Consider the following 25,407-nt stretch of genomic DNA (forward strand, 5'->3'; position numbering starts at 1 on the left):
GCTGACTTACATCATGATGCTACTTTTTGAAATGTTCGACTAACCATAACTTTAAATCCGCCAGCTTCATCGGCTTAGCAAAGAGGTAACCTTGTAAAAAATGGACTTGGCGACTGGTCAAATAGTCTGCCTGCTCCTGCGTTTCAACCCCTTCAGCCACCACCACATAATTCATCTTATGGGAAAGCTCAATAATGGTATCGAGTACGTGGGAAGTCACGGAATCCTGCCCTATGGTATCGATGAAGCATTTATCGATTTTCAAGTAATCCAATGGCATGGTTTGTAACAAAGATAAGGTTGTTTGCCCAGTACCAAAGTCATCGATAGCCACTAAAATCCCCAACTGGCGTAAGCTTTCAATGCGCTGGCAAATATCCGGCGTTAATAATTGCCGTTCGGTGATTTCGATTAAAGGCTTAACACCAATACGAGCCAAAGAATCCCGCAGATGAATAAATTTCGACTCGATATCATCTTGGGTAAAATGCTCTGGCGCCACGTTGAACGCGACTCTAAAGCCCGATTCAACCTTCATATTAGCAAAATCTTTTAATGCCTTTTCGAAGATATAATTGGTCAATGGAACAATCAACTTGCTCTCTTCGGCGATAGGAATAAACAAATCAGGCCGTACTAAGCCCATTTGTGAGTGCTGCCAACGCACTAATGCCTCGACTCCTTTGGCCTTACCGTCCTCAGCACAGATCACAGGTTGATAAACCAAAAAGAACTCTTCGTTCTCTATCCCGCTACGAATATCATCAGCAAGGGAGTGACGAGATAACCGTGAATAGAGCACAAACAAGATAGAACCCGTAATCAAAATAATGCTAAAGGGTAATGAGATAGCAAAAAATATCCAAAAAAAATGCCTAAAAAAAGCAGGTGACATTTCTAGTAACACTGAAAAATTGTGCTCATCAGAATCTAAAGTCATTACCTCATTTTTTATAAATCCGAGTGATTCAGGGATCGTTTTACCATTTATGGATAAAGCGACATTGATAACTGCGCTGGGAAACACATCGGGCTGTACAAAGGAATCTACTAAATATTTCCCTTCAATGATCACAGCGGCGCCGTGTTTAGATTTAGGGTCCCATTTAGATGACACTATCGCGGGCACCTCAGGCATAAAAGGCGTGCCCGCAATAATAAACTGATTAGATATTTCAAGATTTTCGGTAACACTAACAATGCTCAGGGGAATATCAATATCACCGGTTTTAGATGAGCAATAAACGCGTTGTGAATCAAATATTAAAGCCGAACGAAAGTAAGGTTGGAACTACATATAGTTGTATAACTCTTGACACTCAGAATCCTTCAATGCCAATGCATAATGGCTGATTTCATCGGCATGTGAGATCAAAGTATCTATGTGATCTACATACATCCCCCCCACACCTTTGACTTTATCTTCAACAAAATACAGTGCAGAGAGATAACTTGCGACAGCAGCAATTCCAATTGGAAACAATATGACTGCCAACCATTGCCATAATGGCAGATTTAATTTTGCTAACTTTTTTCGCATATATCCTTAACTCACACAGCGCTCGGTTAAAAATGGTATCAAAATCTATGGAGCAAGACGTGTGTATATTTGTATCTCAGCGAATGTTTGCTTGATATAAACACACTGAATCGAGTTCTATTTTAGTCTAAAAAACCAGCATACCTTCTATTAATTTAGTCTATTCCCACATCACCAAAATAGCGGCGATAGCGATCAAGACTAACCCTAGCATATCTTTTATCTTTACTTTTTCCTTCAGCCAAAAGGTGGCAATCAAGATCATAAAGAAAACTTCAACTTGACCTAAGGTTTTAACATAGGGCACAGCCTGCAACGACATAGCACTAAACCAACCGATAGAACCTAAACAACTGGCGGTACTGGTGAGTAAGGTTAGCTTAGGTCGCTGCCATAACGCGGCCAGTGTGGATTTATCCTTAAGTAACAGATAACTGACTAACACTAAGGTCTGTAGACTAATCACGAATAACAGCACCCAAGCAGCGCTATGGGGGAAACCCACATTCAAACATAAACTCGCTTCTCGTACCCAGAAGTACCGCAAGCCAAACCAATCAATACCGTATTGAGCGACAAGCTTCGCAGGCCTTGTTTGGCACTCATGAGAAAAATTGCCACACCACCCAACAACACTCCCGACCAACCTAAAAGGGATAAATGCGTCCCAAAAAACACTGTGCCTAAGATCGCCGCGACCACAGCTTCACTCTTGGCTAGCCCAGCACCAACGGCAAAGTTCTGTTGCTTAAATAGTTTCACCATCAAGCCCGTCGCGAGGATTTGCATCGCCGATGCTCCGAGAATAAAACCGATAAAACGGTCGCTAAAATCGGGGATTCCGACATCCTGCCAAAGATATAAGCTCGCCAGATACACGGCGGCAATCGGCCCAGCCCAAATAAAACGCGCTAAGGTCACGCCCGCAACACTCACTTCTTTACTCAGCTGGCTTTGAAACGCATTACGCCAAGCCTGCATAAATGCCGCCAGCAAAGTGAGTAAGATCCACATAAAGGTATTCCGTAAAGAATCTGGTCGGCTATAAAAACAAGACCGTTAGGCAAAGCCCATCATAAAACATTAATGTTTCAGATAGCTACGGGGCTATACCAATCAAATTCCTCGACTAAAAAACAAAAGCCCCGAACGAGTCGAGGCTTTGGGATTAAGTCACTAATTCATTAAGTCTTAGCTTGCGATTACTTACTGGTATCGATTGGCTCGAAGGATTTAACCAAATCGTCGATCGCTTTCATTTGCTTCAGATAATTTTCTAACTGATGCAAAGGCAGCGCACATGGGCCATCACACTTAGCGTTATCAGGATCAGGGTGCGCCTCAATGAATAGACCCGCTAAACCCAGCGCCATACCACTGCGCGCTAACTCGGTCGCCTGTGCACGACGTCCGCCAGCTGAATCGGCACGACCACCAGGGCGTTGCAGCGCATGGGTCGCATCGAAAATCACCGGATAGCCAGATTGCTTCATCTCGTCCATACCCAACATATCAACGACTAAGTTGTTATATCCAAAGCTTGAACCACGTTCACACAGGATGATCTCGTCATTACCCGCTTCGTTGAACTTAGTGATGATATGGCGCATTTCATGTGGTGCTAAAAACTGTGGCTTTTTCACATTGATGATAGCGCCAGTTTTTGCCATCGCGACAACCAAATCTGTCTGGCGTGCTAGAAATGCAGGTAACTGAATAATATCAACTACTTCTGCCACTGGCGCACACTGATGCACTTCATGCACGTCGGTGATCAAAGGTAAATTAAAGGTCTTTTTAATCTCTTCAAAAATCTTTAAGCCTTCCTCCATACCTGGACCGCGGTAAGAGTTGATCGAAGAACGATTCGCCTTATCAAAAGACGCCTTAAATATATAAGGGATCCCCAGCTTTTGAGTCACTTCGGCGTAGGTTTCAGCAATCGACATAGCGAGATCGCGAGACTCAAGCACGTTCATGCCACCAAACAACACGAAAGGTTTATCGTTGGCAATCTCGATTGAACCTAGGTTTATGATTTTATTACTCATCGCAACTTCTCTCTAAAATGCTGGAACCTTTACCAGCGGTGAATAGGAGCTAAGGCGGTTATACCGCAACTAACTGTAAAATTTGACCACAAATCCATGCCATATAGGTTCCTAACGCATAACCTAATACGGCTAACAGTACGCCCACGGGTGCTAAAGCGGGGTGAAATGCCGCCGCAACTACAGGGGCCGACGCAGCACCGCCCACATTCGCTTGGCTGCCTACGGCCATATAAAATAACGGGGCTTTAATCAGCTTAGCCACCAATAACATAAAGCTTGCGTGAACTATCATCCACACAATACCAATTAAAAAGTACAATGGCGTATCGAGCACCTTACTCACATCCATATGTAGACCAATGGTCGCAACTAAGATGTAAAGGAAGGCTGAAGCCACTTTTGATGCCCCCGCCGCCTCTAAATGACGCACTGGGCTGAATGACATCGCCAAACCAATCGTTGTGACTATCACCACTAACCAGAAGAATTTAGAGGTTAAACTGTAATCTGCGGTCCAAGGATAGTTCACTTCAAAAAATGGCCCCAGAAAATCAGCGGCGATATGAGCAATACCTGTGATACCAAAACCTACAGCGACAATCAGCATAAGATCACGCAGATTAGGAATGCGTGCATTTTCAGCGTGATACTTTTCAACTTTATCTTTTAACGCTTCAATAGCAGAAGTATCCGCACCGGTTTTAGCATCGATCTCTTTCGCTTTTGAGGCCAGAAACAGCAGCACTGCCATCCAAATATTGGCGACTATCACATCGACTGTCACCATCACAGAGAAAATATTACCGCCCACGTCATAAATCTCTTTCATTGCAGCTTGGTTTGCGCCCCCACCAATCCAGCTCCCCGCTAAGGTCGTCATACCACGCCATACCGCATCGGGGCCATCGACCCCAATTAAAGAAGGTTCAATAACCGACACCAGCAACAAGGCGATAGGGCCGCCGATAACGATACCGACAGTGCCGGTTAAAAACATGATCAAAGCTTTCGGCCCTAAACTTAAAATAGCTTTTAAATCAACGCTTAAAATCAATAAGACTAAACAAGCTGGCAGCAAATAACGGGATGCCACAAAATACAGTTGTGAGGTATTACCATCGATTACCCCAAAGGTATTCAATAACGATGGCAAGAAATAGCACAATAAAAGGGCGGGAATAAAACGATAAAACTTCTGCCAAAAAGGATGACTACTGCTACTGGTATAAAATACAAAACCTAGAATTGTCGCGAGTATTCCTAACGCCGTGGCATCGTTCGTCACTAAAGCCGTGCTTGTCATGCTAATTTCTCCCTGTTGATACAGTTATTATTTTTATTAGAGACTTAACTTTTAAGTCCCTGGGTCAAACTTCCATCTGCCCAGTGTTATTATTTTTGCGGATTGAATTCGTTAATAAAAGTTGAATAAATAAGAAGAGCCCCGAAAGGCTCTGCTTTAGTGATAAACCTCGGCGTGTTCGTTTAATTCTTTGAGCTGCATCTTCACTATCTCGATCACGGGATCGTGAGGACTATTATCAACAAAATGCTGCAGATCGGCGGCGGCCACATTAATACAACCCAACTGCTGTGCAATAAACGCCCGCTCACGATTCAAATGCACATCGTCAACATGCCATTGCAACAGCAGGCTGCAACACTCCATCGCGGCCTCAAATTGATGCGACACTATGCAACCCGCCTTAAGCTCATGCAGCATACGCGTCAGCAGTTTTTTCACCGTTGCAGGCTTTAAGTAACTTGCCTTAAGTTCAGCAGCATTACCTAACTCGCCGCGCACTAACACGTGCAACTGGTGACGGGTGAGTTCCTTGCCCGTTAAAGGATCCAAATAACTCACTTCACCGCCAATCTTACAACGCAGAACCGTATTGCCAGGTAGCAATATGGGTTCGAGTTCAAGATCTAACTGCTTCGCCAGCAACATCAATACCGTCGCCAGCGTTGTACTATTACCTTGGCGACTAATTAAGCAAGTACCTAAATCTGCCGCCTCTGTACTGAAGTAGTTCTCACGAACACAAAAACCTAAATCCTCGTAAAACCAATGCAACAGCGCATTAAAACGCTGTTGTTGATCAACCAAGTAATGACTTAATACAGCTCCCGCCATTTCAAACCAAGCCCATTTAGCGGCTTCAAGTTTAGAAAATCCAAGGTGCGCACCTACATCCAATGCCGACTCGGGCAATGAAATGCCATCTTGCAGAGTGTAGTTACCCATTAACCCAATAATACCGCTTGTTTAAAATGAGCCAATTTAGCAGCATAAACCAACCAACCTATCGCGCCTAAGTAAGCAAACACTTTGAACAATTTGTTTCTGTTCGCTTTTATGGCAATGGCGCCTAGGACAATGTAAGCAACTACAGCACCGATTTTTTCGGTCATCCAAGGATCAACAAAAGGAAATTGCTGGATCATAAAACACAAAGTTAAGCCCGACAGCAGTAGGAAAGTGTCGATAACATGGGGCGCTATCTTGAGCAGCTTCTTCTCCATCAGAGCCGATTGGCGCAGATGCAGGACAAAGCGAACGGTAAGCAGTAACACGCTCAACGCGATAAAGGTAAAATGCAGATGTTTAACCGCAGGATATAGACTGTAAAAAGTTTCCATTACGATACTTATGGCCAGTGACAAAGGCGCTAGTTTACCCTAATCCTTGACGGCATACCAATGCCTATCAGCCTAGATATTCAGAGCTAACATCATAAAAAATCAAACGAGAAGTGACGATGAATTTAAGCTTAATTAACGATGAATCAACCGAGTTCGCCGACGCTGTAAAACAAAAAATTGTCGAGTTCAACCAAGTCAAATGGCAGGGGCTTAGCCGTAAAAATCTCGGACTCAAACTACAGGACTCCGAAGGTAAACTGTTAGCAGGGATCAGCGGTAAAACCTTCGGCAATTGGTTGTTAATCGATTATCTGTGGGTCGATGATTCTTTAAGACACCAAAGTATCGGCACGCACTTATTGTTAGCCGCAGAAAGCCAAGCAAAAGAACGCGGCTGCCAATTTGCCCTACTCGATACCTTAGATTTTCAAGCTAAGCCTTTTTATGAGCGCCACGACTATCGCGTGCAATGGATACAACAAGCCTATCCAGAAACCGGCAGTAAATTCTTTATGGTAAAAGTGTTGTGATGTTTAAGGTTTGGGATCGTCACCTTAACAGCTGCTTAAGGTGACTCTTTAGAAAACAAAAACGCCATTGGCAATAACCAATGGCGTTCGATAAATCGGTATAACTGGATAAATATCTTCACTTAAAGCAGAGTTATTACTCAGCCCATTTACCCATAGTGCATCTGTCATTACTGCCAAAGTCTCGCACTATGGCAACATTTTCATAGCCCAGTTCGATAAGCTTAGCTCTGAGTTTTACAGCTTGCTCAAAACGCTACAGTTTTACGGGTAATTCCGAGGAGAGCTCTTACCTGAATAAGGCCCAGCATGAAATCGCCCCCCCATCTTTTACGCAACTGATTATAAAATGGTTTATAAGCCACGCCAGCCTCAGTATTCATATGAATACCATTGAAGTTTCTATGTAGATCAGCAATGGCATCTACTTTGCCATCCCCTATGGCAGAGACCAGACAGGAGTGAGTGCCAGAGTACTAATATCTATCGCAAAGTCGCTGGCAGAACCCTTGTTGCTTGGCAGTTTTATCCAACCAGATCTCATTGAAAAATTGCCTAATTTGTTAACTTGCGGTAACAATCGTTATAACTTGTGGATAGTGGTTAGTTTGTGTTTGGCGACTTAATCAGCTCACACCCAAAGCTTTTCTATCTATTTCTTATGCCTGCGCTAAAGATCCTGTCTATGGCATAATAGCAATACTAATTGTAAACTTATATTTTGAAATGCGTTTAATTTAACAATTACACTTAAGATAAAACAATCCTATCTCTTCTTGATAAAAATTAGTTTCAATCTCTAACGTTGCCACTTTGCACCTGATTATATAATAAACAAAATCTAATTCAGTCAACTTAAAACACTACGCATAAAAAGTATTAAGAACAATATCTACGATCTATTCATTCAACATCACAATAAATTATCACGGTGAAATATCGTAATAAAATAATTTAACTTGACTATACAGTTCTATATAGCAGCAAATTATCAGGCTTGCATACCAATTAAAGTAAGAGCGAGACATTTACAACATCAACTCAAACCTGTTACATTGTACATTCAAAGGATTAATGTGATTACAGGAAGTACAATGAAACGCTTATTTATACTTTTAGCTTTACTCATTTCCACTACAGCATCTAGCGCAGACGAAACCCATGGTTTCTCTGCAGGCTTGGGTTTAGGCGCAACAGAAGACTATGGGGGCATTACCCATTATGATTTTGCCTATCGCTATCAATTCACCCCAGATTGGGGAGTAGAAGTAGGTTACACACCATTTCAAAGTGAGCCTTTTACCGCAGCAATACATGGTGTTTTTGACGATTACGTGTTGGAGAACTCTTATTCCTCTCGGCTTGCTGGCACATATACATACCAAATATCAGCAAGACATAATGCGATATTTAAGGCCGGATTATCTCAATCTAAAGCTAATTATCAATTGAATGACTACGGAAATAGTAGTGATGATGTTATAACTATAGAGGAGTATTCAGACGATGGCTATGGCTTATATGCCGCATTAGGTTGGCGTTGTCGTTTTTATAATGGCTTCGAAATTATGACAACATTAGCATACCAGGATTCTGGAGTATTTGAAATGACGAGCTTCACTGTAGGAATAGGCTACAGTTTCTAAAGCTATAAATTTAAAACCTTAATGCCAGTAAATACTGGCATTATGTTCCCAATAAAAATTTAATTTAGAATTCTAGAAAAAAATCCATTTTTATCATAATTAATTACGTTATTTCTATTAACGCTATATAAAATTTATAGCAAATGCTGAAGAAAAATTTCCCATTCCACAGCTGATTAAACTATATCCCATAACTATATTTCCTAAGAATAGTCATCTTATATTCACTGAAGACACTATTTTAAGAAAATACCTACACATAAAAAACGCTATTGCAGATTGGCAATAGCGTTATATTTAAGATGACAAGTTAATAAGTCTAAAGTCTCATCATTATTCTCTGGGTCATCGAATTTATTTTTAGTAACTTACTCTGCCCATTTACCCATAGTGCATCTGTCATTACTGCCAAAGTCTCGCACTGTGGCGACATTCTCGTAGCCGAGTTCGATAAGCTTAGCTCTGAGTTTTACAGCTTGCTCAAAACCATGTTCGAGCAGGATATAGCCGTTAGGCTTTAAGTAATCTCGGGCAGTGTTGGCAATATAATAAAGATCGGCAAAGCCTTCCTCGGCGGCGGTTAACGCGCTTTGGGGCTCGAAACGCACGTCACCTTGGTGCAAGTGTTCGTCTGATTCATCAATATAGGGCGGATTTGAAACGATTAAATCAAAGTCCCGTGACTTTACGGCACTGAACCAGTCACTCTGGAGAATTTCGACCTGTGGCAGCTTTAAGTTCTCGCGGTTCGCGATAGCCAAAGCCACGGCATCATCGACTTTATCGACCGCGGTGATTTGCCATGACTCACGCTCAGACGCCAACGCCAGCGCAATCGCCCCAGTGCCTGTGCCTAAATCGAGCACTTTGGCGTAGGTGGAAAGCGGCATGTTCAAGGCGGTTTCAACCAGAATTTCCGTATCAGGACGCGGGATCAAAGTGGTGTCGTTCACGATAAAAGGCAACGACCAAAATTCGCGCTCACCGACAATATGTGCCACAGGTAAGCCTTTTTGGCGTTTCTGTACCATTTGCTGGAAGCGTTTCCACTGTTCAACCGTTAGGGATTTTTCAGGCCAAGTATACAAATAGCTGCGGCTTTTATTGAGGCAATATAACAACAAAACCTCTGCATCCAAATGAGCGGATTCAGAGGTTGATGCTAACTGCACATAAGCCCATTGCAGGGCTTCGGCTATGCTAGATTGATCTGACAAAATTACCCCTGCTCGTCAGCCAGTGCGGCTAACTGATCGGCTTGATGCTCTTGCATCAGAGGCAATAAAATAGCATCGAGATCGCCTTCCATCACTTCGTTCAAGCGATATAAGGTCAAGTTGATGCGGTGTTCGCTCACGCGGCCTTGCGGGAAGTTATAAGTACGTACACGTTCGGAGCGATCGCCACTAGCAACCAGACTACGACGGGTCGATTCTTCAGCGCTACGGCGTTTTTCGTCTTCAACAGCTTGAATACGTGCGGCCAGTACACTCATAGCTTGGGCACGGTTCTTATGCTGCGAACGTTGATCTTGGCATTCCACCACGATCCCAGTAGGAATATGGGTGATTCGAATAGCTGAGTCAGTTTTGTTAACGTGCTGACCACCCGCACCCGATGAACGATAAGTATCAACTTTCAGATCGGCTGGATTGATTGAAATCGCTTCAGCTTCAGGCACTTCGTGGAGTACCACAACAGTAACCGCTGAAGTATGCACACGTCCCTGGGATTCGGTTTCTGGCACACGCTGTACACGGTGGCCGCCGGATTCAAACTTAAGTTTGCCGTATACGCCTTCACCGCTGACCTTCATGATCACTTCTTTAAAGCCACCATGTTCACCTTCGTTACAGCTCATGATTTCGATCTGCCAGCGATTCGCTTCAGCATAACGGCTGTACATGCGGAATAAATCACCAGCAAAAATAGCCGCTTCATCGCCGCCTGCACCAGCGCGGATCTCAACGAACGCATTTTTATCGTCGTCAGGATCTTTTGGCAATAATAGAATTTGCAATTCGTCTTCGAGCTGCTCGAGTTTGGCCTTAGCGGCTTTCATCTCTTCCTGCGCCATTTCACGCATTTCAGCATCGTCTTCTTCCAGCATTTCTTTGGCAGAATCGAGATCGGCCTGCGCTTGCTGATAGGCTTTAAAGCCAGCAACAACGTCTTCTAACTGGGCATATTCTTTCGATAACGCACGAAACCTGTCTTGATCAGAAATGACGCTAGCATCACCCAGCAAAGCCATGACTTCTTCATTGCGCTCGAGCAAGCCTTCCAGCTTGCGGATAACGGATTCCTTCATTTAACTCGCTAACCTTAGTTTTTATCTAATCCAAGCGCTGATCTTAACTGACCGAGAGTATTCAAATCGCCCTGACGACTCGCTGCCGTGAGGGCCTGTGTCGGTGCGTGGATAAGTTTGTTGGTCAGGCGATTGGCTAGTTCAATCAATACCTGCTCAGTGTCTGAGCCCTGGGCTAATTTATTCAAGGCGCGTTCCACTAACTCATCTTTTACCGCCATGCTCTGGCTGCGATACTCGCGAATACTGTCGACCGACTCTAAAGAACGGATCCAATCCATAAATAGGAAAGATTGTTCTTCAGTAATTACTTCAGCTTGCTCGGCGGCTTCTTTTCGAGAAGCCATATTCTGTTCAATAATGCTATGCAGGTCGTCCACTGTATACAGAAACGCGTCATCCAAATCGGCGACTTCCGGCTCAATATCCCGGGGAACTGCTATATCAACCAATAACATAGGTTGATGGCGACGCTGCTTTAGCGCTTTTTCGACCATGCCTTTACCTAGGATAGGCAGAGGGCTGGCGGTAGAGGATATCACGATATCGGCTTTTGGGAGATAATCTGGTATCTGCGCCAGTGTAATTGCTGTTGCGCCAAACTCCTCGCACATGCCTTGGGCACGTTCTAACGTCCGATTTGCTACGACCATTGAAGCCACGCCGTTGTCTTTAAGATGCTTCGCAACCAATTCTATGGTTTCACCTGCACCAATCAACAGTACTTTAGTGGTCGATATCGATGAGAAAATATGTTTCGCCATGCTTACCGCGGCAAATGCCACAGAAACTGCGGCGGCGCCAATTTCAGTGTCAGTGCGGACTTTCTTAGCGACTGAAAAAGTATTCTGAAAGAGTCTATCTATGGTTAGCGCAACCGTACCAGCCTCTTTGGCCTTAACGAACGCTTGCTTTACTTGACCGAGAATCTGCGGTTCACCAAGGATCAAAGAATCGAGCCCGGAGGCTACGCGCATCAAATGCCTTACGGCATCTTGACCGTGATAGTTATAGAGACAAGGTGCTACATCCTCATGATCTAGGCCGTGATATTCTTCAAGCCACGCAATAATGTCGGCCTCATCACCGTTGTTGCAATACAACTCAGTGCGATTACAGGTCGAGACAATAACGGCTTCACCCGAGCGTGTACGACTGGCCAGACTCTTCATAGCGTCATGAATTTTGTCCGGAGAGAAGGCGACTTTCTCACGCAGGTCTACCGTGGCTGTTTTATGGTTAATACCGATTGCTACAAGGCTCATCTGACTCTTTCTAGATTCTTGGCGACTCTCTTAATAAGGGCATTCTACTGAATTGGCCCAACTAAAAACAGAATACGCTTAACAAAACCGAATAAAGGTCTAACTTCTTACCTAAATTTTCTATCAATAATAGGTAAGGCAAAATTTGTCCCAAGGGAGCAAATCTAAGTGACCGCCGATGGAAATTTTACGTTTGGCATTGGTATTCTTTCCAAGCCCTCGTATCATAAGGACTTTGGTATATCAGTCATAGATGAATAATTTGAAGCGCCTCACAAAAACCATTTTCTCTTGTTTTACCTTAAGCGCCCTACTCTTGCTGGCAGGGTGTGAAACCTTGCCGCCGATGACTGACTTAAGCCCAATCACAGTCAATGATGCGCGTCAAGCCAAAGCTTGGGAATTACAGGGAAAACTAGCGATAAAAACTCCCGACGATAAACTCAGTGCCAATATCTACTGGCGCCACAGTGAAGATCGCGATGAACTCACACTCACGACTATGCTAGGTACAACGGTGTTGACGCTTAATTCAACCTCAAACTCTGCCCATTTACATATCGATGGCAAAGATTTTCGCGACGATAATGCCCAGCGTTTACTCGAGCGCGTCAGCGGTTGGTCCATCCCCTTGGCCGATTTACCTTTGTGGATCACTGGTCAAGTTGGCCAAAATGATCAAGTACTTGAAAGCGATAGCCAAGGCAAACCTAAACAGCTCACAAACACTCAAACCCCACCGCCTTGGCAGGTCACATTTTTAAGTTGGCAATCCCAGAGCGGCGCCAACGTGCCCCATCAATTAAAGCTTGAGCGTGGTGACTTACAACTCAAACTACAATTGAATCAATGGCAAGCCCTCGGCAAGCCTGCAATCATACTCGAAGAGAAACCTTAGCATGCCCGCAGCAATTTCACGCCATTGGCCAGCACCAGCAAAGCTTAACTTATTCTTACACGTGAATGGTCGCCGCGCAGATGGTTATCATGAACTGCAAACCTTGTTTCAGTTTATTGATTACTGTGACATGCTCGATTTTAAGGTCACTGAAACCGCAGAACTGATTTTGCACTCCAATATCTCTAATGTTGTCGCTGATAGCGATAACTTAATTCTGCGAGCCGCAAAATCATTACAACAAACCACAGGCTTTACTGGCGGCGCCGAAATCTGGTTGGATAAACGTCTACCCATGGGCGGAGGTTTAGGTGGCGGCTCGTCAGATGCTGCCACCACCTTAGTGGCACTGAACACATTATGGAACACCCAATTATCGACCGAAGAACTGGCTAAAATCGGCCTTAAACTTGGTGCCGATATTCCTGTTTTTATTCATGGTTTCGCCGCTTTTGCCGAAGGTGTAGGTGAACGCTTACAAGCGGTAAATCCGGGTGAGCCTTGGTACTTGATCATCGCACCCGATGCCCATGTTTCCACCGCTGAAGTATTCCAAGATCCACTTTTACCACGTGATACCCCGAAACTGGCCATAGATACCTTAATGAACCAACCTTGGGCAAATGATTGTCAAAAACTAGTCGTTTCTAAATACCCTCAAGTTGCCAAGGCATTAGGCTGGCTGCTAGAATATGCGCCGTCGAGAATGACAGGAACAGGCGCATGCGTGTTCGGGGAATTCACACAAAAGCAACAAGCTCTCGCAGCCTTGGCGAAATTACCGTCTGAAATGCAAGGATTTGTTGCACAAGGGATGAATCTTTCGCCGCTCATCACGCGACTCAGTCACCCTTAAACTACTTTCTTCTAGAGTAACCACTTAACGATAACGCCTCGGGTTCCTCCCGTCCCTACATCGTCGTTACTCTAGCCACTAAAATATAAAGCAAACGCCTGAGGTTCATACAGTGCCCGACATCAAGCTCTTTGCTGGGAACGCCACCCCCAGTCTCGCTAAAAAGATAGCCGATCGTCTATTTTGCAAACTCGGAGACGCAGTGGTTGGTCGTTTCAGCGATGGTGAAATCAGTGTCCAAATTAACGAAAATGTACGTGGGGCCGATGTGTTCATCATCCAATCCACTTGTGCGCCGACAAACGACAACCTGATGGAACTCATCGTGATGGTTGACGCGCTGCGCCGTGCATCTGCTGGCCGTATCACAGCTGTTATTCCTTACTTTGGTTATGCTCGTCAAGACCGTCGCGTTCGTAGCGCCCGTGTACCTATTACTGCAAAAGTGGTTGCCGATTTCCTGTCTAGCGTGGGTGTTGACCGCGTTCTGACCTGTGACCTGCACGCTGAGCAAATCCAAGGTTTCTTCGACGTTCCTGTTGATAACGTATTCGGTAGCCCAGTGCTGCTAGAAGATATGTTAGCGAAGAACTTAGATAATCCAGTCGTTGTTTCTCCAGACATCGGTGGTGTTGTTCGCGCTCGCGCAGTAGCAAAACTATTGGATGATTCTGATTTAGCGATCATTGATAAACGTCGCCCACAAGCGAACGTTGCGCAAGTTATGCACATCATTGGTGATGTTCAAGGTCGTGACTGCATTATCGTTGACGATATGATCGACACAGGCGGCACTCTGTGTAAAGCGGCTGAAGCCTTAAAAGAACATGGTGCGAACCGCGTATTTGCTTACGCAACTCACCCAGTCTTCTCTGGCAAAGCGGCTGAAAATATCGCTAACTCAGTGATTGATGAAGTGATTGTGACTGACACTGTTCCTTTAAGCCCAGAAATGTTGAAAGTGGCTAAAGTGACTCAGTTAACTATGTCTGCGGTACTGGCTGAGGCAATTCGTCGCGTAAGCAACGAAGAGTCTATTTCTGCCATGTTCCGTCACTAATAGTTCCGTCACTTATAGTTCTGTTACTGAACGTTCTGACTAATCTGAGTTGTACAATGCACAGTTTGCTGTTTTAACGAATCACTAAGCTTGCAGAGCTCATCACTCAGACATAAAAACGCACTCCTCGGAGTGCGTTTTTGTTAGTGTATTTTTTAAGCCAGCTTCTGATCATCAGATGTAAACTGGCTTCTACGCCTTAGATTTTAAAATTACTCACCGCACGGAATAAGAACTCAGCCTGCGCCTTAAGCTCATCCGATGCGGACGCATTTGCATCTGCCGCATGGGATGACTCCTCAGCGATATCGCGGATCACCACCACGTTCTTGTTCACTTCAGCTGCCACCATACTTTGCTCTTCAATAGCCGCCGCAATTTGAGTGCTCATGTCCATAATATTACGCACGTCGTTATTGATAAGCTTCAATAAAGCGCCAGCACTTGCCGCTTGTTCAGCGCTTTCAACGCCTTGTTTTTGGCTAGATTCCATCAATTGCACAATCGATCGGGTACGCGTCTGCAGGGTTTGAATGATGTTAGCAATCTCTTGGGTTGACGATTGCGTCCGCATCGCTAAGTTACGCACTTCATCGGCAACCACAGCAAAACCACGGCCCTGCTCACCCGCACGCGCCGCTTCAATCGCGGCATTCAAGGCTAAAAGGTTAGTCTGCTCAGCAATGCCGCGGATCACATCTAACACGCTACCGATAGTCTCGCTGTCACGTTCCAATTCATTAACGACCGCTGCTGAGCTATTCAGCTGCTCAGCAAGTGACTGGATTTTATGTATCGTTTGCTCAACCTCTAATTGACCACTTTGAGCATTGTCGTGAGTCTGACCCGCTTTTGATGCCGCTAATTCGGTTGTTTTAGCGATTTCCTCAATCGTTGCGCCCATCTCAGTGATTGCTGTTGCGACCATGTCGGTCTCATTAAGTTGTTGGCCCACACCTTCGGAGGCGAGCATGGCATTTTCTGAAACACGTTTACAGGAAGTGTTAATCGTTGCGACCGACTCAATCACTTGCTCAATCAGCTGTTGGAAGCTACTCACCATGCTATTGAAATGCTGTGCAATTTCACCGAGTTCATCTTGGGTAGAAGCATCACACCTCAATGTCAGATCTTTACTCACTTCGATGCGAGAAATTATCTGCGTGATACGCTCAACAGGCGCGATAATACTGCGGATAATCAAGTAGGTAATGATTGATAGTAATAACGCAATAAAGATAAACACAGTAATACCGACATTAACACTACTACTCTCAGCATCATCAATGGCCTTAAGAGCCAAGTTTTTCAAGTCACTCGTACTGCTCTCAGTTTGCTGGTTTGCAGCTAAAACTCGCGCCATAGTACCGTCATTTTCGGTCAAACCAAGCTGCTGTTCCTTATTAATTAAGCTTTTGAAATCCTTTTGATATTGAGTAATAAGCTCTTCAATTTTTCGTTGAGTATCAATATCGATACTCGAGGCATGAAGCTTGTCATTAAACTTACCAATATTAATATCGAAGGTTTCGACATAACTTAGCTCACGACGCAGCATAAAATCCTTTTCGTTACGCCTAAGTTGCAGCATTGCGGCTTCGAGTGCGGGCTGATCAAATTCCTTGAGTAGCGTTTCAACGTTATGCACCGCAGCTCGTAACGTACCGTACAAACCTGTTTTAGGTGTTAAGCCAATCTCTTGTTGTAGCTGCACCACTTCAGAAAAAGCGGCTTGATACTGATTTAAATTACGGTCAAAACTTTCAAGTGAGGCAGTCGACACCCCATATTCTTTAAAGACTTTCTCTAACTCAGGGACAATACTGTCGATTGCCATGTGGCTTTGCTTATGCAGCTCGACATATTTCAAATCCTTGCGAGCGAAAAAGTCCTTTTCATTTTTACGCAAAATTAAGACGTCGCGCTCTAAATCAAGCACACTTTGAGCCGCGTTAGAAAGTTCCGATTTCACCGAATTTGAATAGAGTTGTAATCCAAACATGGCAATTAGTGCCGAAATAGACACTGCAGCACTGAGTAACAACTTTGAGCGGATTAGCATAGAAAGTCCCCGAATATATAATCTATCTTAAAAAGATAGCTGGAAATTAAGCCTTTAACAGCGCAAACATAGCAATACATTAAAAGTTCACATCAAATACTTTGATAGCTTGTCGATTTAAGCTCCCATACTGTGAGTACCGCATTATTTTTAACTTAGTTCTTCAGGGTGATACCCTACCGTTACTACAAAGTATTTCGTTTTAATTACGTTAAATATACCGTCTCAAAGCAGATGTAAGTGTCATAACATCAATTGATATAAAATTAATTACTTCATTAACTTAGCAGTACTTTTTCGGGCGAATTCTACTACAAATTACAAAAATGTTACGCTGGATAATTGATCTAAATAAAATATATTTTTTAAGGTTCCAAACCTTTTGTAGCGCCCACTGCGTCAAAACTACAACACTCAATCATTATGGCAGGAAATTACAGTGACAGCAGGGATCCTCCCACTCAATGGCTCAATGTCTGACTTTGAACTGGTCACCTTAGCGAGCCAAGGAGACAGAACTGCCTTCAAGTTGCTGTATCAAAGCCATTACCAACGTATTTACGCCCTATCACTGCGCCTTTGCGGCCATAGCGCTATGGCTGAAGAAATAACCCAAGAGTGTTTTATTTTAGTGTGGCAGAAGTTGCCACAATTTCGAGGTGAGAGTCAGTTTTCCACTTGGTTACACAGTATTTGTGTCAATCAAGCATTGAGCAGCATTCGTAAACAAAAGTCCTTTTGGTCACGATTTATTCCGCTGGAACAAGAAACTGAACCCTTAAGCTCTGATAGCAGCTATAGCGGATTAGATAAGTTAATTTTCAAACTGCCAGAACGCGCTCGCATGGTTTTCGTACTCTGTGCAATCGAAGGTTATCAACATGATGAAATCGCTGACTTACTTGGCATTGCCGTCGGCACCAGTAAGACCCAATACCATAGAGCTAAGCAACTACTACAGGAGATGCTGTAATGACGTTAACGCCGCTTTCCCGTGAACAACAGCTTGAGCAATTGATTAATAGCGCGCCCAAAGAGATGTCGCCTACACATGATCTGTGGCAAGGCATTGAAAAACGCATGGATAAAACGCTGATACCCCAAACGTACAAATCCCAGAAGAGTCACGCTTGGGCGATAGCGGCTTCGTTTATTATTCTAGCGGCATTGGGATATACCCAATTGCCCTATTTCAACTCATTCATAATGCAGCAGACAGAGCTTGCCCAGAACCAAGCTATGCCAGAGCAACCAGGGGATGCGGCCTTACATTTATTACTCACCCAAATTGCAACATCACACCAAGCGCAAGTGGACAACCTAGAACAGGCGCCAAATGCGCTAATGTGGCAAACGAGCAGCTTCAGCGCACCCGTTGAGCAAGGTTTAACTGAGCTAAGGCTCGCGGCAACACAGATTTACCAAGCTTTACAAGCAAATCCAACCGATAAACAACTTTGGCAACTCTGGCTTTGGGTGCAGCAGCGTGAGCTCGACCTATTACAACAGGGCCAAAAATTACCCATTAGAAACTCGACACAAGGAAACACCCTATGAGCAACCGCAATCTCACTAAAGCTAGCCTATTGGTTTCGACACTCTGTTTAGGCTTAATGGGCAATGTGTTAGCAGCACAAAGCGTTGATAAACAGTTAAGTGTCAGCAGCGACACTCAACTGCAGATCAAAGTCCAACGCGGTGATGTGACCATTCAAACATGGGATAAGAGTGAAGTGAGTGTCACTGGTACATTAGATGAATTGAGCGAAGGCTTTGTGTTTGAGCAACAGGGAAATAGTCTCAATATCGAAGACAAGATGCCTCGCCACTATAATGGCAATAATGACAAAGGATCACAGCTCACCATTAAAGTCCCAAAAACGGTTAAACTCAGTGCAGATACCATATCTGCCAATCTGCAAGTTGCCGAAACTCAAGGTGAACTAGATTTGAATACGGTAAGCGGCAATATCAACGCCAACAACTTAAGTGGTAAACCTGAGTTACATACAGTCTCTGGTGATATCACGACCAAAGCACTTGATGGAAAAATCAAATTAGAAACCGTATCCGGCACGATTCAGGACACTGACAGTAAAGGAGAAATGAATTATAGCCTCGTTAGCGGTGACTTAAAAAGCCACACTCAAGCAGAAAAAGTCACGATTGAACAAGTCTCAGGTGAAGTGAATGCTAACTTTAGTGTCACCAAGGAAATCGAGCTCAGAACCGTCAGCGGAGATTCACAAGTGTCACTCGCTAAAAACTTCAACAAAGCGAATTTAGAAAGTGTGAGTGGCGATATTACCGTGATCTTTAATGATGTTCCCGATGCAAGCTTCAACTTAGATGGTGGTCCTGGTGGAAAAATCAACAACGGTTTAACCCAAGATGTACCGCAAAAACAAAAATATGTACCAAGCACAGAGTTATCATTCCAAACAGGCTCTGGTGCAGCCAACGTGAAGATAAATACCATCAGCGGTAATCTGATTTTAAAGAAACAGTAATAATAAAAGCTATTTAGCACAAATAAAAATGCCGCCAAAGTAAAACTCGGGCGGCATTTTTTACATCAAACTCATCAGACTGAAGCTATCTCTTCAGCCGTCAAATATCGCCATTCACCCAGTGCTAAGGTGGGGTCTAATTCAATTTGCCCTACACTTTCACGATGCAACCCTTGCACATGATTGCCCACAGCGGCAAACATACGCTTCACTTGATGATACTTACCTTCGGTGATGGTTAATCGCACTAATTGTGGATCAATAATCTCCAGTAACGCTGGCTTAGTTAGACCATCTTCACCGCGCAATTCAACGCCAGCGGCAAATACCGCAATCAAACTAGCATCCACTGGCTCAGCGAGTTGCACTAAATAGCGTTTGCCACATTCTTTCTTCGGTGAGGTGACCTTATGCGACCATTGGCCATCACTGGTAATCAACACGAGCCCTGTAGTGTCAGCATCTAAACGACCAGCAATGTGCAAAGTTTCTGGCTTAGGCACATCCACTAAGCTCAATACCGAAGGGTAGGTTTCATCTATCGTCGAGCAAATAGTGTCTACCGGTTTGTTAAGCATTAAATAACGCTCGCCCACTAAGACAATCGGCTCGCCTTCAAGGCAAACACACATACCTTCAGTCACTTTAAAACCCGAGTCTTTAACGACTAAGCCATCACAAGTAATATCACCGCGATGCAGGGCTTTTTTCGCTAATGAGCGAGTCAGTGAGGTACTCTCACAGATAAATTTGTCTAAACGCACGTTAATACTCAACTTCAATAAAGAAAACTGCCGTATTATGAAGCCGACCCGTTCAAAGGGCAAAGAATTGCTGCTCAACGCGACCTGTGTTTCTATATTAGCCCTTACGCATTGACAGTAATCACCATAGGGAAAGATGCTATGACTGAATTCCAAAAGATGATCACAGGCCAAGAATATGATTGTCTTGACAGCGAACTCTTAAGTTTAAGAACACAACAGCAGCGACTGAATCGACAATTAAATCAAACGATTGCTCAAAATAGCACTGAGTACACCCAACTCTGCCAACAACTTCTGCCCCTTAAATCGCCAGTCGCAACTATCTCCACGCCGATTTTTATCAGTTATGGCATCAATCTCACTCTTGCTGACAGAGTGTTCATCAATGTCAATGTCACCTTGCAGGATAATGCCCCCATTTTTATTGATGAACAGACTATGGTCGGCCCCAATGTACAGTTTTATACCTCAAGTCACCCACTTGATGCCGAGCTACGTTGCTCAGGTTTGGAAACCGCTAAAGCGATTCACATCGGTAAACGGGTATGGATTGGCGGCGGCGCAATCATAATGCCAGGAATCAATATTGGTGATGATGCCGTCATCGGTGCTGGCGCCGTAGTGACTAAAAATGTCGCAGCCAAAACAGTGGTTGCAGGTAACCCTGCAAAACTAATTAGGCAACTGAATTAACCCTATTTTAAAATGATAAATCGAAGTGCTCACTTACCTGAAAAGGCCTGCATACGGTAACTTTGCAGCTACTGACTTAAATATGCTCACTGGTAACCTTTAGTTACATATCACTCAAGATAAATCCACGATAAACAGTGTAATGACCTTGTTTCGATTCCTAGTAAGGCATTAACATAGTTCATTGCGCCTGAAGCAATCCCATTTTGCCAAAATAACAGCCCCAATAATGGGCACAATAATAAACTCGAAGGAAACAACATGAGAAAAGTACTCATTGGGGGACTGTGTGCCTCACTTATCGCAGGCCTGACTGCCTGTAATGACAAGGCTGCCGAAGTTAAAGCACCTGAAACTGCTAAAACAGCCACCGCAGCGGCAGTGACTCAAGCACTAGGTTCTGGAATTGAATTTGCTAATTTTGATAAAGCGATTCGTCCACAAGACGATTTCTATAAATACGTTAACGGCACTTGGTTAAAAAACACTGAGATCCCATCCGATCGCACTAGCATTGGCGCTTTCTACGATTTACGTGAAAAATCACGTGACGACGTAAAAGCTATTATCGAAGAAGTGGCTGCAACGCCCAATCTCGCCGCTGGTACAGACGAGCAAAAAGTGGCCGATTTATATCGTTCATTTATGGATACAGAGACACTCAATAAACTGGGAGTCACACCAATCCAAGGCGAATTTGATGCTATTAATGCCTTAAAAGATAAGAATGAATTAGTGAAGTACTTCGCCCACAGCCAAATCGCTGGCGCGGGTACCCCAATAGCATTTTATATCGATATCGATGCGAAAAACTCTAGCCGTTACGCAACGCATCTCTATCAATATGGCCTAAGCCTGCCAGAGAAAGACTACTACTTTAACGAATCAGAACGCTTCGTTAATATCCGTAAGGCATATGTCGCTCATATCGAAAAAATGTTTACCCTTGCGGGTCTCGCTAACCCTAAAGCCAGTGCTGAAGCTATTTTAGCCTTAGAAACGGCGATTGCTGCTAAGCATTGGGATGTGGTTGAAAACCGCGACAGCACTAAAACCTACAATCTATATCAAGTCAAAGATCTGCCAACACTGGCGCCAGATATCGATTGGGCTGGCTACTTAGCCGCTCTTGGCGCTGACAAGCAAACCGATATCATAGTTAACCAACCTAGCTATATCCAAGGGTTAAACGAAGTTTTAAAAACGACTGAGTTAGCCACTTGGAAAACCTATATGCAATGGCAAGTGCTGACGCACGCGGCGAGCAATCTGAGTGAAGCGTTAGACAATGAAAACTTCGCTTTCTTCTCTAAAACCTTAAATGGTCAAGAAGAACAAGAACCTCGTTGGAAGCGTGGCGTTGCAGCCGTCAATGGCGTTCTTGGTGAAGTTGTGGGTAAAGTGTATGTCAAACGTCACTTCACTCCAGAAGCCAAAGACCGTATGCAAGCACTGGTTGAAAACCTGCGTGGTGCTTACGGCGACAGCATCAAAGAATTAACTTGGATGAGCGACAGCACTAAAGTGGCTGCGGCGGATAAATTAGCAAAATTCAACCCGAAAATCGGTTACCCGAACAAATGGGAAGATTACAGTAAGCTGACCATCAAGGCAGACGACTTAGTCGGTAACGCTATGCGTGCCAGTGAAGTTGAACATGCTAAATCATTAGCCAAACTGGGCGCGCCAATCGATAAAGACGAATGGCACATGACGCCACAAACGGTTAACGCTTACTACAACCCAACCATGAATGAAATCGTGTTTCCTGCTGCCATTCTGCAACCACCATTCTTCAATTTGGCAGCTGACGATGCAGTCAACTACGGTGGTATTGGTGCGGTAATCGGCCACGAAATGGGCCACGGTTTTGACGACCAAGGCGCTAAATTCGATGGCGAAGGCAACATGCGTGATTGGTGGACAGAGCAAGACTTGAAAGAGTTCTCTGCTCGCGGCAAAGCACTAATCGCACAGTACGATGGTTACGCAGTGTTTGATGATCTGCATGTCAACGGCAGCTTAACCTTAGGCGAAAACATTGGTGACTTGTCAGGTGTGACTATCGCTTATCGTGCTTATAAGAAATCGCTTAACGGTAAAGATGCACCCGTTATCGATGGCTTAACGGGCGATCAACGTTTCTTCATCGGCTTCACGCAAATTTGGCGCGCAAAAGCCAAAGAAGAAGCCATGCGTAACCGCGTAGCGACCGATCCACACTCACCTGCGGAATTCCGCGCACTGGGTGCACTATCTAACATGCCTGAGTTCTACACTACATATGATGTAAAACCTGGCGATGCTATGTATATCGCACCAGAGAAACGCGTAAAAATTTGGTAAGCCAAATTTAAATCACTGTTCAGCGGCATAAGCTGGCCAACAATGGCGCTCACTGTTACAGGTGGCGCCATTTTTATTTCCTTAAACCACTGAGTTATGAATGTGAACCCATGCGCAAGATGAACAAGTCTTCATGGTTGGTTCAGCTTTAATTAAGCAATAGAAGCCTATGGTGGATGCGTGACCTGAATAACTCACCCATAAGGAAGTAGGCCGCATGACTAAGTTATTTCGTACCTTTTTTATTTTTCTACTCTTATTATCGAGCCGCGCCGGTGTAGCAAATCCTCTCGACATCAGTGACAGTAAAGCAGAACGTGGTAATTACAGTGCAAGACAGGCATCAAGCCATGACCTACAAGGTCTATATGCACTCAGCAGCCAGACCTTCGATACGCCTCATCAATCCTCGAATGACTTATCAGTGCTCCATCACCAAGCCTATGATGCACAAGCTGAGCTCGCTCAATTACTCACCAAGATTGCCCATTATTCACAGGCACAAGTGATTGTTCCGCCAGTAAAGAGTTACCAAAGAGCAGCCGATAAAGTGGCGACAAAATTTAACGGTGATGCCAGCCAAATTACCGACCTTGCAAGGGCAAGTATTGTGACCGACAGCATTCAAGATCTGATGCATGCCTACCAAACTTTGAATGAGCACACCCAAGTTGTGAAACAAAAAAACCGCTTTGCTGAACCTAAAGCCTCTGGCTATCGCGATCTCAATCTACTGGTACGCTTACCCCAATCAGGCATGATTGCTGAAGTGCAGTTACACCTACAGGATATCGCTGATATCAAAAATGGTCCTGAACACAAGGTATATGAAAAAGTACAAAGGATTGAGGCCAATGCTCGTAAACAACAACGTTCACTAAGTGAGTTTGAACTCGCGCAGATTGCCCAATTACGTCAAGAATCACATAAGTTGTACCACAAGGCATGGCTTAACTATAAACGGGTTGATGAAGCCAGTTTATTAAGAGCCTCAGTCGCTTAACTAAAAAGCTTCCACTCTTGCGCTGGTTATCTGTAAAGGTGCCAGCGCCTTTTTTTATATTTTACAGTGCCTGAAAAAACATATTAAAAATAAGCTGAAAAATGCACTCTCTCGCATCGAACGTCTTTTTAAGTATATAATCCCGCGCCATAGCCCTATCAGCAGGAAATGCCATGCACGACATTATTGAGCAACTCCAAGAACGCAGCGAAACTGTTCCTGTACCACTCGAATTACCCACATTTGAGCAGCTCGTCGAAGTCGAAGAGCAAATCCTGATTTCATTGCCAAGGGAGCTAAAAGAATACCTGTTGTATGCCAGTGATGTAATTTACGGCACGATAGAGCCAGTAACAGCATCGGATCCCTACTCGCACACCTACCTGCCCGAAGTGACTTGCTATGCGTGGTCCATCGGTATGCCAAGGGACATGATTGCCATTTGTCAGCAGGGTGATGCTTTTTACTGTATCGACCAAGATGGTCAAGTACATTTCTGGAAAAACGGCGACTTTACCGATATCTATTGGGAGTCGTTTTGGGAATGGGTTGAAGAAATCTGGTTAAAGATCAAATACTAATTTTACTTTTATTGCATTGAGAACACGATTATGTCTAAGAACATTGGCTTGAATGCCATCGAAATGAGCTACTTACGCCAGTCACTCAGCTTAAGCGCGGCTCAAGTTGGTGCTCTGACTAACCATAGCGAAGCCGATGTACTCGCCTGGGAAAGCGGTGAACAACTGGCACCTGAGCTGGCGCAAAAGAAACTGCTTGATATTGATGACATCATTGAGATGCAAGTGCTCAACACCTGCGATGGTATCGAAGAACTATTTAAGAAAGAACCTAAGCGTCACTTAGCCTTCGTGGTCTACCCCACTCAAGCGGTTTACACACAATACAACCCCGAATTCTTAAGTTCACTGCCTTTTACTGAGCTGTACAACACGGCAGCTTGGCGCATTAAGAAAGAGTGCAAACTGGTCCTAGAAGTCGACGTCAGCCTAGTGGCTCTCGACGTGGAGGCCTACAAAGCCTTCCGTGAACCGACCAAAATGAGTGAAAGCCGCGAAAGTCGCGCAAAGTGGGCAGCGACTCAGTTATAAACTCAACCGTCACAAGTTTTAACCCTATAAAAATAAAGGCCAATATCATTATTGGCCTTTTTTATTAGAGATCACACACCCATCATAAATGACGCGCCATTCCGAATG

At 44.3% G+C, this 25,407-nt stretch carries 22 protein-coding genes and 3 pseudogenes; 13 read left to right on the plus strand and 12 right to left on the minus strand.

Annotated features, from left to right (window positions below; translation table 11 throughout):
- Nucleotides 1-19: 19 nt before the first annotated feature.
- The 6 genes and pseudogenes from L5M49_RS13575 to L5M49_RS13600 form a co-directional block, all read right to left on the minus strand.
- Nucleotides 20-1,540 (minus strand): annotated as a pseudogene (locus L5M49_RS13575) (EAL domain-containing protein).
- Between the two features lie 160 nt (nucleotides 1,541-1,700).
- A pseudogene (locus tag L5M49_RS13580) lies at nucleotides 1,701-2,554 on the minus strand (EamA family transporter).
- 188 nt (nucleotides 2,555-2,742) lie between these two features.
- A complete protein-coding gene (kdsA, locus tag L5M49_RS13585; RefSeq protein ID WP_105250144.1) occupies nucleotides 2,743-3,591 on the minus strand; it encodes a 3-deoxy-8-phosphooctulonate synthase in 849 nt (282 codons plus the stop codon).
- A gap of 58 nt (nucleotides 3,592-3,649) precedes the next feature.
- Complete coding sequence (locus tag L5M49_RS13590; RefSeq protein ID WP_105250145.1) at nucleotides 3,650-4,897, minus strand: DUF819 domain-containing protein; 1,248 nt, start codon at nucleotides 4,895-4,897, stop codon at nucleotides 3,650-3,652.
- Between the two features lie 156 nt (nucleotides 4,898-5,053).
- Nucleotides 5,054-5,842 carry a SirB1 family protein gene (locus L5M49_RS13595; RefSeq protein ID WP_105250146.1) on the minus strand — a complete coding sequence of 263 codons (789 nt, stop codon included), beginning with the start codon at nucleotides 5,840-5,842 and terminating at the stop codon, nucleotides 5,054-5,056.
- Entirely contained in the window at nucleotides 5,842-6,237 is a 396-nt protein-coding gene (locus L5M49_RS13600; RefSeq protein ID WP_006080263.1) for a SirB2 family protein, read from the minus strand. The genes L5M49_RS13595 and L5M49_RS13600 overlap by 1 nt, the downstream gene beginning before the upstream one ends.
- Before the next feature lie 119 nt (nucleotides 6,238-6,356).
- Between L5M49_RS13600 and L5M49_RS13605 the strand changes: the two genes are divergently transcribed.
- On the plus strand, nucleotides 6,357-6,770 hold the full coding sequence (locus L5M49_RS13605; protein ID WP_263266262.1) for a GNAT family N-acetyltransferase: 414 nt from the start codon (nucleotides 6,357-6,359) through the stop codon (nucleotides 6,768-6,770).
- A 136-nt stretch (nucleotides 6,771-6,906) separates the two neighbouring features.
- Here the strand turns inward: L5M49_RS13605 and L5M49_RS13610 are convergent.
- A pseudogene (locus tag L5M49_RS13610) lies at nucleotides 6,907-7,023 on the minus strand (protein-(glutamine-N5) methyltransferase, release factor-specific); the annotation flags it as partial.
- 841 nt (nucleotides 7,024-7,864) lie between these two features.
- Between L5M49_RS13610 and L5M49_RS13615 the strand changes: the two are divergent.
- Nucleotides 7,865-8,416 (plus strand): porin family protein, encoded by a 552-nt coding sequence (locus tag L5M49_RS13615; protein ID WP_263266263.1) that lies wholly within the window; start codon nucleotides 7,865-7,867, stop codon nucleotides 8,414-8,416.
- A gap of 368 nt (nucleotides 8,417-8,784) precedes the next feature.
- Here L5M49_RS13615 and prmC read toward each other — a convergent pair whose 3' ends face one another.
- From prmC to hemA, 3 genes are read right to left on the minus strand one after another with little or no spacing between them, the layout of a single operon-like run.
- Nucleotides 8,785-9,633 carry a peptide chain release factor N(5)-glutamine methyltransferase gene (gene prmC, locus L5M49_RS13620; RefSeq protein ID WP_263266264.1) on the minus strand — a complete coding sequence of 283 codons (849 nt, stop codon included), beginning with the start codon at nucleotides 9,631-9,633 and terminating at the stop codon, nucleotides 8,785-8,787.
- A 2-nt stretch (nucleotides 9,634-9,635) separates the two neighbouring features.
- Entirely contained in the window at nucleotides 9,636-10,727 is a 1,092-nt protein-coding gene (prfA, locus tag L5M49_RS13625) for a peptide chain release factor 1 (protein ID WP_113939045.1), read from the minus strand.
- A gap of 14 nt (nucleotides 10,728-10,741) precedes the next feature.
- Nucleotides 10,742-11,992, minus strand: coding sequence for a glutamyl-tRNA reductase (hemA, locus tag L5M49_RS13630; RefSeq protein ID WP_028761678.1), 1,251 nt, complete (start codon nucleotides 11,990-11,992; stop codon nucleotides 10,742-10,744).
- A gap of 253 nt (nucleotides 11,993-12,245) precedes the next feature.
- Between hemA and lolB the strand changes: the two genes are divergently transcribed.
- From lolB to L5M49_RS13645, 3 genes are all read left to right on the plus strand, one after another.
- Nucleotides 12,246-12,890 (plus strand): lipoprotein insertase outer membrane protein LolB, encoded by a 645-nt coding sequence (gene lolB, locus L5M49_RS13635; RefSeq protein ID WP_028761677.1) that lies wholly within the window; start codon nucleotides 12,246-12,248, stop codon nucleotides 12,888-12,890.
- Between the two features lies 1 nt (nucleotide 12,891).
- Entirely contained in the window at nucleotides 12,892-13,746 is an 855-nt protein-coding gene (gene ispE, locus L5M49_RS13640) for a 4-(cytidine 5'-diphospho)-2-C-methyl-D-erythritol kinase (RefSeq protein ID WP_263266265.1), read from the plus strand.
- Between the two features lie 112 nt (nucleotides 13,747-13,858).
- Complete coding sequence (locus L5M49_RS13645) at nucleotides 13,859-14,806, plus strand: ribose-phosphate pyrophosphokinase (RefSeq protein WP_006080255.1); 948 nt, start codon at nucleotides 13,859-13,861, stop codon at nucleotides 14,804-14,806.
- A 199-nt stretch (nucleotides 14,807-15,005) separates the two neighbouring features.
- Here L5M49_RS13645 and L5M49_RS13650 read toward each other — a convergent pair whose 3' ends face one another.
- The gene (locus tag L5M49_RS13650) at nucleotides 15,006-16,868 is read right to left on the minus strand and encodes a methyl-accepting chemotaxis protein (protein WP_263266266.1); all 1,863 of its coding nucleotides are present in this window, start codon (nucleotides 16,866-16,868) and stop codon (nucleotides 15,006-15,008) included.
- 439 nt (nucleotides 16,869-17,307) lie between these two features.
- On the opposite strand from L5M49_RS13650, the gene L5M49_RS13655 reads away from it, so the two are divergent.
- Genes L5M49_RS13655 through L5M49_RS13665 form a run of 3 tightly spaced genes read left to right on the plus strand, consistent with a single transcriptional unit; the run spans nucleotide 17,308 to nucleotide 19,378 of the window.
- Nucleotides 17,308-17,841, plus strand: coding sequence for an RNA polymerase sigma factor (locus tag L5M49_RS13655; RefSeq protein WP_113939254.1), 534 nt, complete (start codon nucleotides 17,308-17,310; stop codon nucleotides 17,839-17,841).
- A complete protein-coding gene (locus L5M49_RS13660) occupies nucleotides 17,841-18,425 on the plus strand; it encodes an anti-sigma factor (RefSeq protein WP_113939048.1) in 585 nt (194 codons plus the stop codon). The genes L5M49_RS13655 and L5M49_RS13660 overlap by 1 nt, the downstream gene beginning before the upstream one ends.
- Nucleotides 18,422-19,378: a DUF4097 family beta strand repeat-containing protein gene (locus tag L5M49_RS13665; protein ID WP_263266267.1), complete on the plus strand. Its 957-nt coding sequence runs from the start codon at nucleotides 18,422-18,424 to the stop codon at nucleotides 19,376-19,378. Before L5M49_RS13660 ends, L5M49_RS13665 begins: the two co-directional genes overlap by 4 nt.
- A 74-nt stretch (nucleotides 19,379-19,452) precedes the next feature.
- On the opposite strand, the gene rsuA is transcribed toward L5M49_RS13665, so the two are convergent.
- Complete coding sequence (gene rsuA, locus L5M49_RS13670; protein ID WP_263266268.1) at nucleotides 19,453-20,205, minus strand: 16S rRNA pseudouridine(516) synthase RsuA; 753 nt, start codon at nucleotides 20,203-20,205, stop codon at nucleotides 19,453-19,455.
- Between the two features lie 78 nt (nucleotides 20,206-20,283).
- On the opposite strand from rsuA, the gene L5M49_RS13675 reads away from it, so the two are divergent.
- The 5 genes from L5M49_RS13675 (at nucleotide 20,284) to L5M49_RS13695 (ending at nucleotide 25,299) form a co-directional block, all read left to right on the plus strand.
- Nucleotides 20,284-20,838 (plus strand): sugar O-acetyltransferase, encoded by a 555-nt coding sequence (locus tag L5M49_RS13675; protein ID WP_198571876.1) that lies wholly within the window; start codon nucleotides 20,284-20,286, stop codon nucleotides 20,836-20,838.
- A 261-nt stretch (nucleotides 20,839-21,099) separates the two neighbouring features.
- Nucleotides 21,100-23,184: a M13 family metallopeptidase gene (locus L5M49_RS13680; protein ID WP_168824750.1), complete on the plus strand. Its 2,085-nt coding sequence runs from the start codon at nucleotides 21,100-21,102 to the stop codon at nucleotides 23,182-23,184.
- 217 nt (nucleotides 23,185-23,401) lie between these two features.
- Nucleotides 23,402-24,187: a RelA/SpoT domain-containing protein gene (locus L5M49_RS13685; protein WP_263266269.1), complete on the plus strand. Its 786-nt coding sequence runs from the start codon at nucleotides 23,402-23,404 to the stop codon at nucleotides 24,185-24,187.
- A 173-nt stretch (nucleotides 24,188-24,360) separates the two neighbouring features.
- Entirely contained in the window at nucleotides 24,361-24,768 is a 408-nt protein-coding gene (locus L5M49_RS13690) for an SMI1/KNR4 family protein (RefSeq protein WP_113939053.1), read from the plus strand.
- A 30-nt stretch (nucleotides 24,769-24,798) separates the two neighbouring features.
- Nucleotides 24,799-25,299 carry a DUF4447 family protein gene (locus L5M49_RS13695; RefSeq protein ID WP_198571879.1) on the plus strand — a complete coding sequence of 167 codons (501 nt, stop codon included), beginning with the start codon at nucleotides 24,799-24,801 and terminating at the stop codon, nucleotides 25,297-25,299.
- Nucleotides 25,300-25,407 lie beyond the last annotated feature (108 nt).

It is taken from the genome of Shewanella sp. SM74, assembly GCF_025653725.1.
Classification (GTDB): Bacteria; Pseudomonadota; Gammaproteobacteria; order Enterobacterales; family Shewanellaceae; genus Shewanella; species Shewanella oncorhynchi.